This is a genomic window from Mammaliicoccus lentus (genome assembly GCF_947036595.1).
In the GTDB taxonomy this organism is placed as follows: Bacteria; Bacillota; Bacilli; order Staphylococcales; family Staphylococcaceae; genus Mammaliicoccus; species Mammaliicoccus lentus.
This window is the reverse complement of sequence record NZ_OX344834.1, coordinates 1,982,759-2,000,548: the sequence shown is the minus strand read 5'-3', so window position 1 is coordinate 2,000,548 and position 17,790 is coordinate 1,982,759. Positions and strand designations below refer to the sequence as shown.

15 protein-coding genes are annotated in these 17,790 nt (G+C 30.8%); 9 read left to right on the top strand and 6 right to left on the bottom strand.

Going from position 1 to position 17,790, the window contains the following annotated elements:
* Nucleotides 1-18: 18 nt before the first annotated feature.
* Complete coding sequence (locus tag ACNMOQ_RS09905; RefSeq protein ID WP_064205432.1) at nucleotides 19-1,185, top strand: IS256 family transposase; 1,167 nt, start codon at nucleotides 19-21, stop codon at nucleotides 1,183-1,185.
* Nucleotides 1,186-1,349: 164 nt separating this feature from the next.
* Here the strand turns inward: ACNMOQ_RS09905 and ACNMOQ_RS09900 are convergent, their stop codons facing one another.
* The 5 genes from ACNMOQ_RS09900 to ACNMOQ_RS09880 all read right to left on the bottom strand — a co-directional run bounded on the left by ACNMOQ_RS09900 (nucleotide 1,350) and on the right by ACNMOQ_RS09880 (nucleotide 9,259).
* Nucleotides 1,350-2,351, bottom strand: a complete 1,002-nt coding sequence (locus tag ACNMOQ_RS09900; protein WP_416349790.1) for an acyltransferase family protein — start codon at nucleotides 2,349-2,351, stop codon at nucleotides 1,350-1,352.
* Between the two features lie 291 nt (nucleotides 2,352-2,642).
* A complete protein-coding gene (locus ACNMOQ_RS09895) occupies nucleotides 2,643-6,797 on the bottom strand; it encodes a glucosaminidase domain-containing protein (RefSeq protein ID WP_416349789.1) in 4,155 nt (1,384 codons plus the stop codon).
* A gap of 127 nt (nucleotides 6,798-6,924) precedes the next feature.
* On the bottom strand, nucleotides 6,925-7,347 hold the full coding sequence (locus ACNMOQ_RS09890; protein ID WP_064205002.1) for a GNAT family N-acetyltransferase: 423 nt from the start codon (nucleotides 7,345-7,347) through the stop codon (nucleotides 6,925-6,927).
* 136 nt (nucleotides 7,348-7,483) lie between these two features.
* Nucleotides 7,484-7,957 carry a DUF2538 family protein gene (locus tag ACNMOQ_RS09885; RefSeq protein WP_016999622.1) on the bottom strand — a complete coding sequence of 158 codons (474 nt, stop codon included), beginning with the start codon at nucleotides 7,955-7,957 and terminating at the stop codon, nucleotides 7,484-7,486.
* A 15-nt stretch (nucleotides 7,958-7,972) separates the two neighbouring features.
* Nucleotides 7,973-9,259: an LCP family protein gene (locus tag ACNMOQ_RS09880; RefSeq protein WP_416349788.1), complete on the bottom strand. Its 1,287-nt coding sequence runs from the start codon at nucleotides 9,257-9,259 to the stop codon at nucleotides 7,973-7,975.
* 189 nt (nucleotides 9,260-9,448) lie between these two features.
* On the opposite strand from ACNMOQ_RS09880, the gene ACNMOQ_RS09875 reads away from it, so the two are divergent.
* From ACNMOQ_RS09875 to ACNMOQ_RS09855, 5 genes are all read left to right on the top strand, one after another.
* Nucleotides 9,449-10,297 carry a WecB/TagA/CpsF family glycosyltransferase gene (locus ACNMOQ_RS09875; RefSeq protein WP_016999624.1) on the top strand — a complete coding sequence of 283 codons (849 nt, stop codon included), beginning with the start codon at nucleotides 9,449-9,451 and terminating at the stop codon, nucleotides 10,295-10,297.
* A gap of 134 nt (nucleotides 10,298-10,431) precedes the next feature.
* On the top strand, nucleotides 10,432-11,802 hold the full coding sequence (locus tag ACNMOQ_RS09870) for an AMP-binding protein (RefSeq protein WP_416349787.1): 1,371 nt from the start codon (nucleotides 10,432-10,434) through the stop codon (nucleotides 11,800-11,802).
* Nucleotides 11,784-12,932 (top strand): thiolase family protein, encoded by a 1,149-nt coding sequence (locus tag ACNMOQ_RS09865; protein ID WP_064205005.1) that lies wholly within the window; start codon nucleotides 11,784-11,786, stop codon nucleotides 12,930-12,932. Before ACNMOQ_RS09870 ends, ACNMOQ_RS09865 begins: the two co-directional genes overlap by 19 nt.
* The gene (locus ACNMOQ_RS09860; protein WP_064205006.1) at nucleotides 12,895-13,266 is read left to right on the top strand and encodes a hypothetical protein; all 372 of its coding nucleotides are present in this window, start codon (nucleotides 12,895-12,897) and stop codon (nucleotides 13,264-13,266) included. The genes ACNMOQ_RS09865 and ACNMOQ_RS09860 overlap by 38 nt, the downstream gene beginning before the upstream one ends.
* Complete coding sequence (locus ACNMOQ_RS09855; protein ID WP_070045535.1) at nucleotides 13,266-13,517, top strand: hypothetical protein; 252 nt, start codon at nucleotides 13,266-13,268, stop codon at nucleotides 13,515-13,517. The genes ACNMOQ_RS09860 and ACNMOQ_RS09855 overlap by 1 nt, the downstream gene beginning before the upstream one ends.
* Nucleotides 13,518-13,711: 194 nt before the next feature.
* Here the strand turns inward: ACNMOQ_RS09855 and tagH are convergent, their stop codons facing one another.
* Nucleotides 13,712-14,506, bottom strand: coding sequence for a teichoic acids export ABC transporter ATP-binding subunit TagH (tagH, locus tag ACNMOQ_RS09850; protein ID WP_147641246.1), 795 nt, complete (start codon nucleotides 14,504-14,506; stop codon nucleotides 13,712-13,714).
* Between the two features lie 204 nt (nucleotides 14,507-14,710).
* Here tagH and ACNMOQ_RS09845 point away from each other — a divergent pair, with 204 nt between their 5' ends.
* The 3 genes from ACNMOQ_RS09845 to ACNMOQ_RS09835 all read left to right on the top strand — a co-directional run bounded on the left by ACNMOQ_RS09845 (nucleotide 14,711) and on the right by ACNMOQ_RS09835 (nucleotide 17,710).
* Nucleotides 14,711-15,514, top strand: a complete 804-nt coding sequence (locus ACNMOQ_RS09845; protein ID WP_064205009.1) for an ABC transporter permease — start codon at nucleotides 14,711-14,713, stop codon at nucleotides 15,512-15,514.
* An 83-nt stretch (nucleotides 15,515-15,597) separates the two neighbouring features.
* The gene (locus ACNMOQ_RS09840) at nucleotides 15,598-16,653 is read left to right on the top strand and encodes a CDP-glycerol glycerophosphotransferase family protein (protein ID WP_147641247.1); all 1,056 of its coding nucleotides are present in this window, start codon (nucleotides 15,598-15,600) and stop codon (nucleotides 16,651-16,653) included.
* Between the two features lie 4 nt (nucleotides 16,654-16,657).
* A complete protein-coding gene (locus ACNMOQ_RS09835; RefSeq protein ID WP_282862800.1) occupies nucleotides 16,658-17,710 on the top strand; it encodes a glycosyltransferase family 2 protein in 1,053 nt (350 codons plus the stop codon).
* Nucleotides 17,711-17,790: the final 80 nt, after the last annotated feature.

Below are 17,790 nucleotides of genomic sequence, written 5' to 3'. Positions count from 1 at the left end.
TGTAGAGGTGACCTATATATGACTCAGTTAAATATTAACGTAGACTTTGAAGAATTGGCAAGTGCTATTTTAGAAAGTAATTTAAATACTGCTATGAAAAGTATAGCTGTAACTGTATTAAATGCTTATATGGAAATGGAAAGAGATCAGTTTGTGAACGCTGATTTCAAACAAAAGCATCCTGAAAGGATTGCACAACGAAATGGCTACTATGAACGTGATTTTATGATTCCAGTCGGAACACTTCATTTAAAAGTACCTAGAACGCGTGATGGCGAATTTACAACTGAAGTTTTTGATCAATATTCTCGCTCTGATCAATCACTGATTTTAGCGATGATAGAAGCTTATATTAATGGCGTTTCAACTAGAAACATCACGAAAATTGTAGAGGCTCTGGCAGGTAAATCTGTTTCGAAATCTACGATTTCAGAAGTTATGAAAAATATTGACCCCGATATTCAAAAGTGGTCGAGTAGACCTATTACTAGTCATCAGTACAGATATGTATTTGTTGATGCCATGCATATTAAAGTTAGAGAGAATAATAAAATAGTTTCTAAAGGAGTTTATATAGCTATGGGAGTAAATGAACTTAAAAGACGTGAAATTATTGGTTTTAAAATTTCTAATCAAGAATCTGAACAGGCTTGGTCTGAGTTCTTTGAAGATTTAAGAATGCGTGGCCTCACAACTCCTGAGCTCATTATTTCTGATGCACATTCTGGTCTTATTAAGTCTATTAAATCACAATTTATAGATTCAACTTGGCAACGTTGTACATTTCATCTTCTTAAAAACATCATTGAAAGATTTCCAAAAAAGAATTCACAAGAGGCAAGAACATTACTTAAATCTATTTTTCAAGCTCCTACATATCAACATGCGCTTGAAAGTAAAAATGAATTTGTAACTAAGTATGAAAATAATCCTAAGTATTCAGAAGCTTTAAATATATTAGATCAGGGCTTCGAAGATGCCACACAGTTTTATAGATTTCCAGCACAACACCATAAGAATATACGAACTACTAACTCTATTGAAAATATAAATATGCAGCTTAGAAAAAGAGAGAAAGTCATTAAGACTTTCCCTAACCTAGACTCAGCTTTTAGATTAATTGGTGCATTACTCATGGATATTCAAGAAAATCTAGATAATGCTAAAAGACCTTTTATTCCTTAAACTTACTACTTATTTTTGAAAAATAAGTAGAGATTAACAAAATGAATCTGCTAAAAATCAAACAGATTTATTTTGTTAATACATTCTAAAAAACCAAAGGTTGATTACTTCTAAAGATATTACACATAAATATGGACTTGACTTTTTTATTTTTAATTTATATTCTATTCTTTCTTTTTAGGTGGTTTTTTCATGTTTACAACTGGATTTGCATAATGTTTAACAAGATCAGTACTAAAGAAGTAAACAATTATAATGGTTATAGCGATGATTCCAATCCAAGCATATGGTTGTTCTATTAAAAACTTATCCCATGCTTGAGATCTGAACAGTCCAACGAATAATCCATGTAATAAATATATAAACATAGTTCTAGAACCGATGTATGTTAAAGATAGTTTTCGTTCAGGTATTAGATTCATAAAACTTAATGTTGAAACGAAAATAACAATATAAATAAATAGTCGTTTTAAGGCACTGTAAACAGTGACGTCACGATCAATTTCTGAATATGGTTTACTACCAAATAGCCATTCAAAATTATAATCAGTCATTAAATATGCAATAAAGATAACGATTAAACTTAGACAAGAAATCCAAAGATACTTTTTATTTCTTAGAATTATAGATTGCTCTTTATTAATATAATAACCTAATAAGAAAATAGGGAAGAACACGAAAGTTCTTGAAAGGCTTAATTTTGCATTAATAAAATCGAAGTATCCTACTAATAAACCTATTAAAATAGCAATAATAAAAGTAGCATATGGGTTGAAGTTTCTTACAAAATGTAAAATGATATGCCATGAAAATAGACTGACTAAGAACCACATTGCCCATTGAGGATCGAAGGGGCTAACATTTAATGTATCGTCTCTGTCTATAAAGTAATAATACAATCCATAAAAAACTTGGAAAATTAAATAAGGTAAAAGTAATTTAATAGTAATTTTCTTTATGTATCCTGGCTTACCAACACTTTTTGCAAAGAAACCCGAGATAAGTACAAATGCCGGCATATGGAAACTATATATAAACATATACAGCGCTTTAATTAAATGGTTATCGTTAATATAAGACCTTAATAAATGTCCAAACACCACTAGTACAATTAAGAAAAACCTGGCGTTATCAAAATAATGATCTCTTTCTTTATGATTTGTCATGAAAATACTCCCTTAAATCAAGTGTTTACGCTTTCTATGAAATGTAGATTATAAATTAAATAAGTTCAATGTACAAATATAATCTATTTTAAAATATAAAATCATCCAAATAAATGAGTCCGGAACATCAATAATTGTCCCGGACTTTATGTTGTATTGGCAGTAGCTGACTGGGTTGAAAACACGCTTATATAAAGTTTTTCAACCCTAGTCATCCTTACCGAGGCGGGACTACGAAATCTTTTTAAGAAAATGAGATTTCTGTCCCACTCCTCATGCTACTTCTATTGATTAAGATTTATATCGGTCAAAGTCGTAATATTCGCCATCAGTTTGAATTTGTTGGTAAAAATCACTAATACGCTTAGCATTAGAAGTAGAAAAATCTACGCCAGTCGCATATTGATGTTCACCTGGGTTTTGAGGATTAAAACGCATTTTATATAATGTATTTTGTCCTGCATTAATGTAGTTACTAGAGATAAATTGAGCTCCACCAAAAATAGCTTTGGATGGTGTATCCCATCCTGCTTGTTGAGCGTATTTAATACCACCGTATAAAGCATTGTCATCAATAGCACCTACACCAAACATATTATAATATTTAGTATCTGATTTTAAATCAACTTTACCATCAGAATTAATACTACCGCCTTTTGCTAAATCACTTGTGCCATTACCCGTTTCAAGAAGAGCGTGAGAAATTAAGTATATCTCGTTTACACCAACAGATTTTGCTGCTTCACTAAATGCTTCTCCTTGATTTTCTAATATACCTTTACCACGGAGTAATTCATTTAATTTAGATACAGGAATATTTTGAGATTGATTTAAATCTAAAAATTGATATTTTTGTACTGGATCGTCAATATATTTACTTGTGTCCATTGCATCTTTAACTTCTGCTCTAGTCGCTTTTCTAACGCCACTTGGTAACACTTTTTTAGGCTCTGTGCCATTTTTTAAAGCCATTTGAATATCTACAGCTTCATCAAGTGTATAAGGGCTTGTTGAAGATTTTGTTGAAGTTTCTGCAATTTGTAAGTATTTAGCATTAATCCATACTGTTTGTCCATTTAATATGCCTTTGTACCAAAGTTCATTGCCAATTTGTTGAGATGTAATGACTTTGAAATAAGCGTAGTGATAATTTTGTAATGAACCTAATAAGGTATTTTTAGAAGCATATGGCTCACTATAGAAATAACCAGTATTATCAGTGATTAAGTAATTTGTATAATTTTCTTGATACGCGATTGGCGTATTATTTACAGTGCTAGCTTTAATTGCTTCTGTCTTTTTAGGTGTAACAGTTGGTTGAGTGACTGTTTTTGGTTTTGTTGCATTTTGTAACTGTACATCTTGAGATTTAACCCAACCTAATGGTATAGCATTGTTATCTTGTAATAAATAAAATGTTTGATTGTTTATTACTGATTGTTTACCAATTTTAAATGTTTTTCCTGCTTTATTAACAGCTGGAACAGTTTTGTCATTATAAACAGAAGTATATACACCAGAAATATTTTTGTTTACTGTTCCTACATAATTTACGCGTTCTGTATTGGCTGTATAATTTTTATTAGCTTGAGCAACCTGACTAGGCTTCGCAACTTTATTGTTAGTTTGAGCTGCTGGTTTAGATTTAACAGCAGTAGAAGCGGCTGGTTGAGTGACTGGTTTCGCCGCGTTGTTAGTTTGAACTTTATTAGTACTTACAGTCGATTTAGGCTTCACAACTGTATTATTATTTTGAGCTACTGGTTTAGGATTAACAACACTAGAAACGTCTGTTTTACTTACAGGTTTAACGTTACTAGTTTGTTCTTTACTAGTACTTTCAACTGGTTTAGGTTTTACAACTGTATTATTTGGTTTTTGAGTTGGTTTAGGTTTAACAGAAGTTTGTAATTGTACATCACTTGCTTTAACCCAACCTAATGGTGTTGAATTTTTGTCTTGTAATAAATAAAATACTTGGTTGTTATAAGTAGATTGTTTACCAATTTTGAATGTTTTACCTGCTTTATTAGCAGCAGATTTTTGCTTATTATCATATACAGAAGTATATACGCCAGAAGCATTAGTATTCACTTTACCAACATAGTCTACAACGATTGTGTTAGCAGGTTTTGAAACTACTGGCTTGCTAGGTTTGGCTTCAGGTTTAGTACTTGGCTTAGATACTACTGGCTTACTAGGTTTAGTATTAGGCTTAGATACTGTTGGTTTAGTACTTGGTTTAGATACTGTCGGGTTACTAGGCTTAGTAGTATTTTGGCTAGGCTTAGTAGTAGGTTTAGTTACTGGTTTAGTTGTTTCAGGCTTAGTAGGTGCTGTTAATAAACCAGTTTTGTATTGATATTTTTCCGTAACTAAGTCAACAAGTTCATCAAATGTATAATTATTCTCAGCAAACCAACCGTACGGATCACTGTGGTCTGTTCCACCTAAGAATTTAGATACAGCGTCGTGTGACCAAAGAGTACCAACGCCATCTCTCTCAGCACTATCTAATGATAATCCATAATAAGCTAAGTTCGTTGCAATATAATCTGCATAATTGTTAATAGAGCGAGCAAATCTATCGCTGCCATATACACGAACTAGTTCTACATGAATAAATCTTGGGTTTGCTTGTGCACCAGCACCCCATGCTAAATAGTCAGTAGGAGCTACTTCGATAATATTGTTATCATCTACATAAGCGTGTACGAACGCACTCTCATAATTATTTTTCATATAAGCAATCTCATTATGAATTGTAGAGTTAGGGTTTGCAGTTTCGTGAGCAACAATTCCTTCAGGTTTCCCAACCCCATTTCTATAAGGGATTTTTGGAATGTGGCTAGAGAAATCTTCTACATATTTAGGAACAGTATAGTTATTATTTCTTATTTGATTGTTAATTGATGAATTAACTGCAGCTTCATATTGAACATTAGCTGCTCTTACTTTAGGAGCACTTGGTGCATTTACAGCCGTTCTAAATTTAGTGCTGTTACTTTGTGGAGCAGCAGAACGTGACTGGATTTCCGCATTTTTAGAAGCAACTTTAGGTTCACTAATATTAGTCTCGTTGGCTTGATTAGTTTGGTTATTTTCATCAGATTCAGCATCATTAGAAGTATTATCTTCTTTAGATTGCTCTTTAATATTCTCGTTATTGTCTTGTTCTACGTCAGATGCATTATCTTCAGCAGAAACATTATCAGATGTAGTGTCATCAGAAGTATTGTCATCTTTCGCTTGCTCTTGATCATTAGCTTTTTCATCAGAGTCTTGTTCTACGTCAGATGCATTATCTTCAGCATTAACATTATCAGATGTAGTGTCATCAGAAGTATTATCATCTTTCGCTTGCTCTTGATTATTAGCATTAACATCAGAGTCTTGTTCTACGTCAGATGCATTATCTTCAGCATTAACATTATTAGATGTAGCATCATCAGAATTATTGTTGTCTTTCGCTTGCTCTTTAGCATTAACATCAGAGTCTTGTTCTACGTCAGATGCATTATCTTCAACAGAAACATTATCAGATGTAGTGTCATCAGAAGCATTGTCATCTTCCGCTTGCTCTTGATTATTAGCATTAACATCAGAGTCTTGCTCTACGTCAGAAGAGTTGTCTTCAGCATTAACATTATTAGATGTAGTGTCATCAGAAGCATTGTTGTCTTTCGCTTGCTCATTAGCATTAACATCAGAGTCTTGTTCTACGTCCGATGCATTATCTTCAGCATTAACATTATCAGATGTAGTGTCATCAGAAGTATTATCATCTTTCGCTTGCTCTTGATCATTAGCTTTTTCATCAGAGTCTTGTTCTACGTCAGATGCATTATCTTCAACAGAAACATTATCAGATGTTGTGTCATCAGAAGTATTGTCATCTTCCGCTTGGTCTTGATTATTAACGTTTTCATCAGAGTCTTGCTCTACGTCAGATGTATTATCTTCAGCATTAACATTGTCAGATGTAGCGTCATCAGAAGTATTGTCATCTTCCGCTTGCTTTTGATCATTAGCTTTTTCATCAGAGTCTTGCTCTACGTCAGATGTATTATCTTCAGCAGAAACATTATCAGATGTAGCGTCATCTTGAGCCTTTTCTTGATTGCTAGAATTTTCAATAGAATTATTAGCTACATTGGAATAATTATTTTCTTGTGTAGTCTCATTTGAAGTTTGTTGTTCTGTAGTTTCAACGTCATCAATAATTGATGGGTCTTTGTATTCTTTACTACCAGAAATATTTAAAGATTGGTTTTGTAATTCTTGTTTTTCTTTCTGAATTTGATTTGCATTATCGTGTTGTTCAATGATGTTCGAATCTTTATTGCTCTTTGTTTCTTCGGCATTAACTTGATGAGTTACAAGTGTCGTACCTGCTAACGTCATGGCAACAATTGCGGGTGTCTTATAATAGAATTTTTTATCCATATACAATCTCCTTTGAAATAGGTATTATATTATTTAATACTAAGTATAAAGGTTATTAGAAGAAATAATCCTAAATACACAGATTTGTAATCTAACTTTAATATTTTGTATTAATAATTTTTATAACTTAAAAAAGTTTTTTCATGTAAAAGTGGGGGATGTTTTCTTCTAAAAATTCCTCGCCTTCAGCTTTATATCCTAATTTTTCATAAAATACTTTAGCATGTGATTGTCCATTTAATGCTGTTCCAATGAAACCATCTTCTTTTGCTTTTTCATTTATAAAATTCATCACATCTTTGCCGTAACCGAAACTTCTAAATGGTTTTAACACTGCTACTCGTTCTACTTTAGCTAAGCCATCTTCATATGCTCTATATCTACCAACAGCAGCAGGTTGGTTTTCATGATATAGAATAACGTGTTTAGCTATATCTTCAAATTTATCTATTTCAGCTTCTAAAGCTACACCTTGTTCTTTTACAAAAACTTCTTTTCTAATGTTAAGCGCATCATTTTTCTCTTTATCATTTTCAACTATTTTTATCATAATATTTCCTCCTAAAAGTGAATGGATTTATTATACATTAAAATGAAATATAAAAAAAAACTCATAATCCAATTGTTGAAAAACAGTGGATTGTGAGCTTTTTGTAAGGAAAGAGATTTCCGAACTTTATCTATATTTATAATGCTTCTCTTCTGACGATAGCTGTATATTGCCAAAAAAGTCTTAGTTGGTGAATGTTCCAATTTGTTACACCCATTGTATAGCCGCTTGGTGTAAAAATTTGAATTTGACTTGTTTCAAGTGCTGCTGCTACAAGGTATTGTAAGTGCACACTTAGTGATTGCATTTCTTCAGTTAAGCCTGTTTCTGTATACACCCATGAAAAAGGAAGTGGATTTTCAAAAATATTGATGACATTAAATATTTCTGGTATCGCAATGACATAACATGCGCCATCAACAACAGGGTCATTTTCAGCTTGACTATAATAAACTATTAAAGCTTCATAATTTTCCCGATGTTCATGATTAACGAAATATAGATTTTTTCTGAAGTGTGATAAATCTCCCGCATGAACAATTTGATTTTCTAATGCATCGAACATTTTATTGATTTGTTCATATTTTTCGTATGTTTTTCGCTTTGTCATATTATGCCTCCTTTCTTAATATTGGTCTGGGCTAGGTTCTGCACTTTGATTAAATCCTTGATTATTTTGAGCTGGTGCATTCTGCTGTGGTACTTGTTGTTCCTGTTCTTGTGCAGGTGCATCATTGGAAGGAACATTTTGATCTGGTACTGCTTCTTGTTGTGGTACTTGTTGTTCCTGCTCTTGTGGTGGTTGTTCTACAGACTCTTCAGGTGCCGGTTCTATAGCAGGTTCAACGGTATCATTACCATCTGTATCGGCTGTACCGTCTTGTAATTGCTTTTTAGTAACTTCAACATACGGCATTAAATCACCATACGCTTGAATCATGAGATAATTCATAAAATCTGTTTTCTTAGTAGTTGACAATTTTAAGTCTTTTCTCAATTTATTTGAGAGTTTAACTAAATTATCTAAATCTGGGTTGAAGAAATAAACACCATTCACATTAGAATCTGTACCAACTAGTTGTTCAGATTCGATTTTAACTTTACTAGATGAATAAGTTGTTGCTAAATTTTGAATATCTTTGAAAGAGAAATTATGTTTAGCATTTTTACCAACTATTTTCACTAAGTCATCTAATTTATTAATAGAATTTGTTTCTTGCGCTTTTCTAATGATTGCTTTAATCATTTCCATTTGACGTTTACCACGTTCTAAATCTGAATCTTGTTTTCTAGAACGGACAACAGCTAGTGCTTCATCACCGCTTAGGTTATGTTTACCTTTTTTGACTTTAATTCTACCTTTATCTTCCGTGTTAGGTTCATTTAAATCAAATGGCACATTAAATTCTACACCGCTAAGTTCGTCTATTACTTCAACGAATGCTTCCATATTTATTCTCGCGTAGTAATCAACAGGAACATTTAAAGTTGATTCTACACTATCCATTGAACCTTCAGGACCGTCAATAGCATGAGCATGTGTGATTTTGTCATAATATTTCACTGCTGGGACATAACTCAACGTATCTCTTGGGATACTGACCATTCTAATTTGTTTTTTATCTCTATTAAATGTTGTATAAATCATAGCATCTGTGCGTGATTGATTAGCTTTTTGGCCACCTTCACGTCTTGATGAGCTATCATCGACACCTAAAAATAATACTGATATATGATCTAAACTAGGATCTACTGGTTTATCTCTTAAAGAAGATTTGCTTTTATTGGATTCTAGGAACGAATCATTAATAGCACCTCTAGTTTCAAGATAAAGCATTAGGCCGAATACAACAGGTAAAATCATAAGAACGACTGACATTAAAATTAAGCCTATTTTTGCGAATCTCTTCATATTATATATATACCCTTCCGTCTGTAGTCTTTATTTATTTTTGCATATTATACATCATACTCGATTTTACAAGTAAAATTCAACAATTTAAATGAATTATGTTTATTGAAACCAATTGTTGTAATGTTAAATTGTTGTAAAATTTATGGAAATGGTGTAAATTATAGTGAAGAATGTGAGGTGAGACAAATGGCAAAAGTGCTTGAAAAAGATTTAAGTAGAGCGAGTGAGCAAATAGTACTGAACAAAGATAATACTTACGATGTTATAAAACCACAAACGATTAATGTGCTTGGTTTGCCATTTGCAAACCTAACGGCAAATGAAATATTAGATCGTGTGAAATATTTTATCAATCAAGATACATTTGATAATCTCTTTATCGTAACTGCAAATCCAGAGATTGCTCACTATGCATATAACAATAACCATTACCAAAGACGCATTAAACATGCAGACTATATTGTTCCAGATGGTATTGGTATTGTGAAAGCTGCCAAATATTTAAAAACACCATTAAAAGAACGCGTACCTGGTATTGAATTAATGGAAGAAATGTTGAATATCGCAAATGCTAGTAGTAAGAAGGTGTTCTTACTCGGCTCTTCAAAAGAAGGCGTTAAAGAAACAAGAAAGATATTAGAAGAACAATATCCTAACATTACATTTGATCATAAACATGGTTATAAACATGTATTAGATTATAAAGTAACGAAGAAAGTAAAAAAATTCAATCCTGATTTTATTTTTGTTGCAATGGGCTTCCCTAAACAAGAAGATTGGATTTATTACAACCGTCACCATTTTGAACACACAGTTATGATGGGTGTAGGAGGTTCATTTGATGTTATTAGTGGTAACGTTAAACGTGCTCCTGAAGTCTTTCAAAAACTTAACTTAGAATGGTTATATCGTATTATTACAGATTTAAAACGAGTTGAACGTGCGATGAAAATACCACTCTTTATGAAAGAAGTTCAAATTCAAAAACGTATAGTGCCTAAGAAAGGCAAGCATGATTATATGAAGACGAGATAAATCAAAATGATTTTAGATACCTTGTTATATGAATTAGCTATTTAATTAGTTTAATTTATAACAAGGTATTTTTTATTATTTATTTTTGAAAGTGATAAAATAAAACTAACTTAATTAGAAAGTGAGTCACTTTTATGAATATATTATCATTAATTGAGAGACAAGTAGTAAACAAGAGTAAACATGCAGCTATGATTGTTGGAAATGACCAAGTGAGCTATCAAAAATTATGGCAAGATTCACATCATTTAGTTTATAAATTAAAACAATTTCCTAATAATGCGAAAATAGGTATTGCTATAGAAAATCCAATATCATTTATAAAGTGGTATGTTGCTATTTTAATCAATAAACAGATACCGTGTGTAATTGACCCTCATTTAAACAAAGATAAATTGGATTCCTTAATCGACGAATATAACCTTGATGGATTGATTAATAACAAATCAAATGTATTTAAATATAATGTGCCACATAAAGAAAAACTAGAAAATATATTGCATATTGGATTTACCTCAGGAACAACAGGATTACCTAAAGCATATTTGAGAAATCATGAATCGTGGGTTAAATCTTTTGAATACAATGATATGTTAATTGATAATAATATCGGTGTGTTAGTTGCGCCAGGGCCTCATGCTCATTCATTATCTTTATATGTTATGATTTATGCACTATGTACTGGTAGAGCATTTATTGGGCAGGTACAATTTGATACGTTATCTTTGTCAAAAGTATTACAACAAAATACAGATTCAAAAGCAATGTTTATAGTACCTACAATGTTACACAGTATGATGAATCATAATCTAAAATTAAATAAAGTTGAGACTATATTTACTTCTGGTTCTAAACTTTCTCTTCCAATGTTCAACAAATTTAAAGAACTATATCCTGAAATTAAATTAATTGAGTTTTTTGGAAGTTCTGAAGCTAGTTTTATTAGTTATAATATAGATGGTAAAGCAGCATATAATTCAGTAGGCTATTTATTTCCAAGTGTGAAAGTGAAATTAAAGGATAAAGATCAAAATAATATAGGTAAATTGTACGTTAAAAGTGATATGACTTTTAGCGGATATTTAGATGATAATATAGAAGTAAATTGGGTGAAGGTTGGTGACTGGGCTTCTCTCTCTGAAAACGGAGAATTATACTTATACGGTAGAGAAAGCAATCGGCTAATTATAGGAGGAAGAAACATCTACCCAGAAATCATAGAACAAGAACTAGTTAAATTAGATGGTATTGATGAGGTAATGATTTTAAGTGAGAAACATAATAAATTTGGTGAAATAGCGGTTTTGTTATATAAAGGAAGTACATTTCTTTCTCATGTGGAATTGAAACGTACATTACTAAGCATAGGTTTAAGCCGATATGAAATTCCATCAAAACTCATTAAAATTCAAAAATTCTTATATACATCTAGTCATAAAATAGCTAGGAATTTGATAGAAGAGGCTTATAAAGAAGGCGGTGCAAAATGGAAGCAGTTATTGTAGAAGCAAAAAGGACTCCTTTTGGAAAATATGGCGGCATTCTTAAACATTTGGAACCTGAAGAATTATTAAAACCACTCTATAATTATTTGAAAGATAATCATAATGAAGCAATAGAGTACTTAGAAGAGGTTGTTTTGGGAAATGTGATAGGGAACGGTGGAAATATAGCTAGAAAATCTTTATTAGAAGCTAAACTATCACAACATATACCGGGGGTAACGATAGATAGACAATGTGGCTCGGGATTAGAAGCTGTTACATATGCTTGTAGGATGGTTCAAGCAAATGCTGGAGAAGTATATATAGCTGGAGGTGTTGAAAGCACGAGTAGAGCTCCTTGGAGAATAAAACGACCACAATCAATATATGAAACTGAACCTCCACAGTTTTATGAGCGAGCTTCATTTGCATCAGAAGGATCCGATCCTTCTATGATTGAAGCGGCTGAAAATGTTGCACAAGTATATAATGTATCTCGAAAATCTCAAGATGAGTATGCTTATAGTAGTCATCAAAAGACTTTGCAGGCTATTAAACAAGGACATTTATTACAAGAAATCTTACCACTAAAAGTAAGAAATGAAACCGTTGATAAAGATGAAAGTATAAAACCTAGATTAAATTTAAAGACTTTATCTAGATTAAAACCATTTATTCAAAATGGCACGGTCTCAGTAGGTAATAGTTGTATGAAAAATGATGGCGCAGTATTGCTGCTTATTATGAGTAAAGAGAAAGCTATTTCATTAGGCTATAAAGAAGGTTTAGAATTTGTGAATAGTGCTGTTTCTGGCGTGAATCCTAATTTGTTAGGAATTGGACCTGTACCAGCAGTTGAAAAATTATTAAAAAGAGAACATTTATCAATTAAAGATATTGATGTCGTTGAATTTAATGAAGCATTTAGCTCACAAGTACTAGCATCAAAAGAGTTGTTAAATATTCCAGATATTAAATTTAATATTTATGGTGGAGCATTGGCAATAGGCCATCCATACGGAGCTAGTGGAGCACAACTAGTAACGAGATTATATCATATGAAGCAAATGGAATATTCCATAGCTACGATGGGTATAGGAGGCGGTATGGGACATGCGACATTATTTAAACGATGGAAAAGAGAAGATTGAAGTTTCTTTTAATCTTAAAGATGTAGAAAATTATAAAATGTTAGTTTCTATAAACAAGGATAGCCTTTATGTTCCACCATTGTATATTGCAAAAGTTTGGCCTAAATTCAAAATATTTAGTCGCTATATTAATAAGGAAATTTTATTAAGAGAAACTGAAGTTAATTCATACAAAGGATTAAAAGTAGACATCCCATATAATGCAACATTATATAAAGAGACTTCAAAGCAATTAAAAAAATATAAACTGCATACATTTTGCTTAATGATTTCAAAAGATAAAACAACTTATTTAAAAATAAAACAAACATTTGTCGAAAAGAGTGAATATTAATGAAGTTTGATCATCGAATGGTTCAAAACTATTTAGAATTGATTGAGGATTCAAACCCAGTACATGATGAAATTGTTCCAGGACAACTTGTTTGTGAGTGGCTATTACATAACGTTGAATGGAACAGTTTCAAAATAAAATATAAACAACCAATTTCAATAAATGAAAAGTTATATAAAGAAGAACAAGAAACGTTAATAAGATGTTCAAATAGTGAAGGTGTAACAAAGATAGAAATAATGAAATGTTAATAAAAAAGTAGGAACGGGACAGAAAATTTTTTTGAAAGATTTCGTAGAATTGTCTTGCCAAGAATGACTAGGGTTGAAAAAACTTGAGATAAGTACATTTTTAATCCAGTCAGCTACTTCCAATATAACAAAAGAGACTGAGGCATTCATTTGTGTCTCAGTCTCTGCTATTAGGGTGGGAGTATGAAATCTTTTTATTTAACGTAAAATCTTGTAGCATCTAATTCGTCTTTAAAAGCTTTCTTATCTTTAGCCGATTTTTTATTAAATTCTTTTAGGAAGGATTGGTATTTTGGTAGCACCTCTTCTGTATCACCAAATTCTTTCAGTCTTCCCCCTTCGATCCAAGCTATTTTTGTACAGAAATCTTTAACTTGATTAATATTATGACTTACAAAGAATATTGTTTTTCCAGCTTCTTTAAATTGGTTCATTTTGTCTAAACTTTTCTTAGTAAATGTTTGGTCTCCGACTGATAAAGCCTCGTCAATTACAAGAATATCAGGATTAACCGTGACATTTATTGCAAAACCAAGCTTAGATTTCATACCACTAGAATATTTCTTGACCGGTTGGTATATAAACTCGCCTAGCTCTGAGAATTCGATAATTTCAGGTGTTAGTTTTTTTATTTCTTTTTTAGTAAATCCTAATAAAAGCATTTTATATTCAATATTATCAACGCCATTTAATTGTGCATTCAAACCAGAATTGATAGCTATAACATTTACATCGCCATGACGTTCTATAATACCTTCAGTGGGCTGTAATGAACCGCCAATAATATTACTCAATGTTGATTTGCCTGATCCGTTAATACCGACTAGACCGATGATATCTCCTTCATAGGCAGTAAATGTAATGTCTTCTAATGCAAAAAAGCGTTTAGATTTAAAATTTGGGATAAAAACGTCTTGTAATCTTTCTTTATTAGTTCTGAAAATTTTATATTCTTTTGTTAAGTTTTTAATAACTACTGATTCTTTCATTTGTATCCATTCCTTAAAATTAGTAACATATCTATTATGCATTATTTTATCGATTTAGTAAATTTATTGTAAATTATGTGAGAATAATGTAAATTATATATGTTCTATAATTCTGTTATTAACCGTTATAAATATATCATCTAACGTAAAATGATGCTATATTTATGATTAGGTTATAAATGTAAAAGCGAAAGAGTGATATTAATGCAAGCTGTATTAACAGTGATAAAGGAACACTTTAAAAACTTTTATTTAATTCAAAGGTTAGCACGGTTTCAACTGAAAATTTCTAACCATGATAATTATCTAGGTCTAGCTTGGGAGTTAATTAACCCTATTCTACAAATAGGTGTTTATTGGTTTGCATTTGGTTTCGGTATACGTCAAAATGAACCAGTCGACGGCATACCATTTATATTTTGGCTATTAGTAGGTATTAGTATGTGGTTCTTTGTAAACCAAGGTATTCTTGAAGGCACAAAATCTATATCTACCAAATTTAACCAAGTAGCAAAAATGAATTTTCCTTTATCAGCAATTCCTGCTTATATTTTAACAAGTAGGTTTTATGGACATATTATTTTAGTTTTAGTTATTATTTTAATTTGTATGACAACAGGAATATTCCCGTCTGTTTATGTTTTTCAATTAGTTATATATTTACCAATGGTATATGCATTTGCTTTTTCTGTTTCGATGTTAACATCAACTTTAGGTGTGTTAATTCGAGATACTCAAATGGCCATGCAAGCAGTTCTGAGAATGTTATTTTACTTATCACCAATATTATTCGTACCTGATAAAGGTTCTATAGTAGAAATGTTTATGAAATTTAATCCGGTATACTTCTACGCTCAGGCGTATAGGGCATCAATATTATATGATTATTGGTACATAGTTGAGCATTGGAGACTAGCTCTTTATAATGTCTCCGTCATTGCTTTATTCTTTGTAATTGGATCGATACTACATGTTAAATTTAGACAAAGATTTGCTGACTTTATTTAAATCTAAATAATTCAAATAAGGATTGCTCAAAAGAGTAATCCTTATTTTGTAAATTCAACTTAAGTTAGGTAGGTTGTGTAACTATGTTAAGAAATATCATTAAACAAATATATTTGTATTTATTATATGGCTTGGATAAGCTTATTAATCATAAAATTAAGCAAGACCATGTGGTCGTTTTTATGACATTTAAAGAAGACGTTTTACCGATTATTAAAGCATTGAAGCAAGAAAATTATAAAATAACGATTATTGCACATCCAAGATGGATGAAAGAAGTAGAATCAATAGATGTTGAAAATGTAATTAATTTGAAAAACAAATACTTATATCAACAAATTAAAGCTATTAAAAGTAGTAAAACAGTAATTATCGATACATATTATTTATTATTAGGCGGAATTAAAAAAAATAAAAACCAAAAAATTATTCAAACATGGCATGCAGCTGGAGCTCTAAAAACATTTGGGCTTGAAGACAAAAGTATTAATCAAAATAATAAACGACAAATTAAAAATTATTTATCCGTTTATCAATTTACAGATTATTATTTAGTTAGCTCAGATATCATGAAAGATATATTTATAAGAAGCCTTGGTGCTAAAGAATCGCAAATGTTACCATTTGGTTTACCAAGATTAGATCAATATAAGCATAAAATAACGAGACCTAAACAAGATAAAAAGATAGCGTTATATGTTCCAACATACAGAGATTATACAGATGAAATTGTAACTATAAATAAACAAGCATTTGAACAAGCATGTCCTGAATATCAATTAATCACTAAACTACATCCTAGTATAAATAGTGAGAAATCAGACAGTCGAGATATCCAAACTTTAGTTGAAATAGCTGATGTAATTATTACAGACTATAGTTCTTTAAGTGTAGAAGCTTCTTTATTAGATAAACCTATTATTTTTTATAGTTATGATGAAGATATGTATAATGAAAAAAGAGGTTTAAATGAATATTATTATGAAATGACAAAGATGAACAAAGCATTTAATGAAGACGAATTGTTCGAACTTGTAAATCAAAACAAAATAAATAAAGATATAAAACCAATGTGGCATAAATATACAGATTTTAATGCAACTGAAAAGTTAATAAATTTTATACAAAAGGATGAATGATGTTATGAAAGTAAGTATTATTATCCCTGTTTACAACGCTGAAAATACAATAAAAGAAACAATAGCATCTATTTCCAGTACATATGACCATGAAATTATTTGTATTAATGATGGTTCTAAAGATAAAAGTGCAGAAGTAATAAGTGATTTATCTCAAGATAATATTGTCCTGTTAAATAGAGAAAATAAAGGTGCTGCAGCGACAAGAAATGAAGGTATAAGTATAGCGACTGGCGAATACATTATGTTTTGTGATGCTGATGATAAGTTAGGTGAGGGCATCGTAGATAAAATGGTGGAAGCAATAGAAGCAAATAATACTGATATTGTCGTTGGGCAAATATCACATCTAGTAGGTGAAGAAGTACGACCTATTAAGACATTTAATGACTTGAAGCCAATCTCAGATACAGATTTAAATCATTCTCCAGAAGTTATTCAATCTATAGGTCCATATGGCAAATTATATAAAAAGAAAGTATTAGAAAATATAAGATTTGATGAAGATATCACATTTTGTGAGGAACATACATTTAATTTAACAGCTTGGGCTAATAGTAAGATAACAATTATAGATGAATTAACTTATTTATATAATATTGGAAATGAAGATTCAATCGTAGCAACAAGTTATAAAAATATAGATAAGTATTTAAATGATGCAACTAAAGTGAGAAAAAGAACTCTAAATATATTAAAGAATTTAGAGGATAATGTATCCCAATATTATAGTTATAGAATGGATTACCTAATCATATATTTCTTAATTAGAAATAATTACTTAAAAACAGAGAATTTAAATAGTTTACTTGATGCAGCGACCAATTATTTAAAAGTGATTAAAGATGTAGATAACGAGCACAAAGAGAAATTAAAAGACATAGTATTAGCAATATCTACTCAAGTAGGACATAACAAATTTGTTAGTATATCTAGAGCATTAAACATGTATCATACTAAAAAAACATACAGAAGTTACCAAATGAAAGCAATAAAATTAAAAACTAAAATGACATTAAGAGATTTGAAAAATAAAAATAGTAAATCAGCTCATTAAAATTCTAAAAACACCCATTCCATAGTTAATTAAACGGATTGGGTGTTTTTATTTATAAATTTAATTTTGAAAACTTTTTA

What these genes read in the sequence shown, in the direction of transcription:
- ACNMOQ_RS09840 (WP_147641247.1), top strand. Translation starts at nt 15,598, where the DNA reads ATGTTAAGAAATATCATTAAACAAATATATTTGTATTTATTATATGGC.
- ACNMOQ_RS09895 (WP_416349789.1), bottom strand. Translation starts at nt 6,797, where the DNA reads ATGGATAAAAAATTCTATTATAAGACACCCGCAATTGTTGCCATGACG.
- ACNMOQ_RS09855 (WP_070045535.1), top strand. Translation starts at nt 13,266, where the DNA reads ATGAAGTTTGATCATCGAATGGTTCAAAACTATTTAGAATTGATTGAG.
- tagH (WP_147641246.1), bottom strand. Translation starts at nt 14,506, where the DNA reads ATGAAAGAATCAGTAGTTATTAAAAACTTAACAAAAGAATATAAAATT.
- ACNMOQ_RS09835 (WP_282862800.1), top strand. Translation starts at nt 16,658, where the DNA reads ATGAAAGTAAGTATTATTATCCCTGTTTACAACGCTGAAAATACAATA.
- ACNMOQ_RS09900 (WP_416349790.1), bottom strand. Translation starts at nt 2,351, where the DNA reads ATGACAAATCATAAAGAAAGAGATCATTATTTTGATAACGCCAGGTTT.
- ACNMOQ_RS09870 (WP_416349787.1), top strand. Translation starts at nt 10,432, where the DNA reads ATGAATATATTATCATTAATTGAGAGACAAGTAGTAAACAAGAGTAAA.
- ACNMOQ_RS09890 (WP_064205002.1), bottom strand. Translation starts at nt 7,347, where the DNA reads ATGATAAAAATAGTTGAAAATGATAAAGAGAAAAATGATGCGCTTAAC.
- ACNMOQ_RS09905 (WP_064205432.1), top strand. Translation starts at nt 19, where the DNA reads ATGACTCAGTTAAATATTAACGTAGACTTTGAAGAATTGGCAAGTGCT.
- ACNMOQ_RS09885 (WP_016999622.1), bottom strand. Translation starts at nt 7,957, where the DNA reads ATGACAAAGCGAAAAACATACGAAAAATATGAACAAATCAATAAAATG.
- ACNMOQ_RS09875 (WP_016999624.1), top strand. Translation starts at nt 9,449, where the DNA reads ATGGCAAAAGTGCTTGAAAAAGATTTAAGTAGAGCGAGTGAGCAAATA.
- ACNMOQ_RS09865 (WP_064205005.1), top strand. Translation starts at nt 11,784, where the DNA reads ATGGAAGCAGTTATTGTAGAAGCAAAAAGGACTCCTTTTGGAAAATAT.
- ACNMOQ_RS09860 (WP_064205006.1), top strand. Translation starts at nt 12,895, where the DNA reads ATGCGACATTATTTAAACGATGGAAAAGAGAAGATTGAAGTTTCTTTT.
- ACNMOQ_RS09880 (WP_416349788.1), bottom strand. Translation starts at nt 9,259, where the DNA reads ATGAAGAGATTCGCAAAAATAGGCTTAATTTTAATGTCAGTCGTTCTT.
- ACNMOQ_RS09845 (WP_064205009.1), top strand. Translation starts at nt 14,711, where the DNA reads ATGCAAGCTGTATTAACAGTGATAAAGGAACACTTTAAAAACTTTTAT.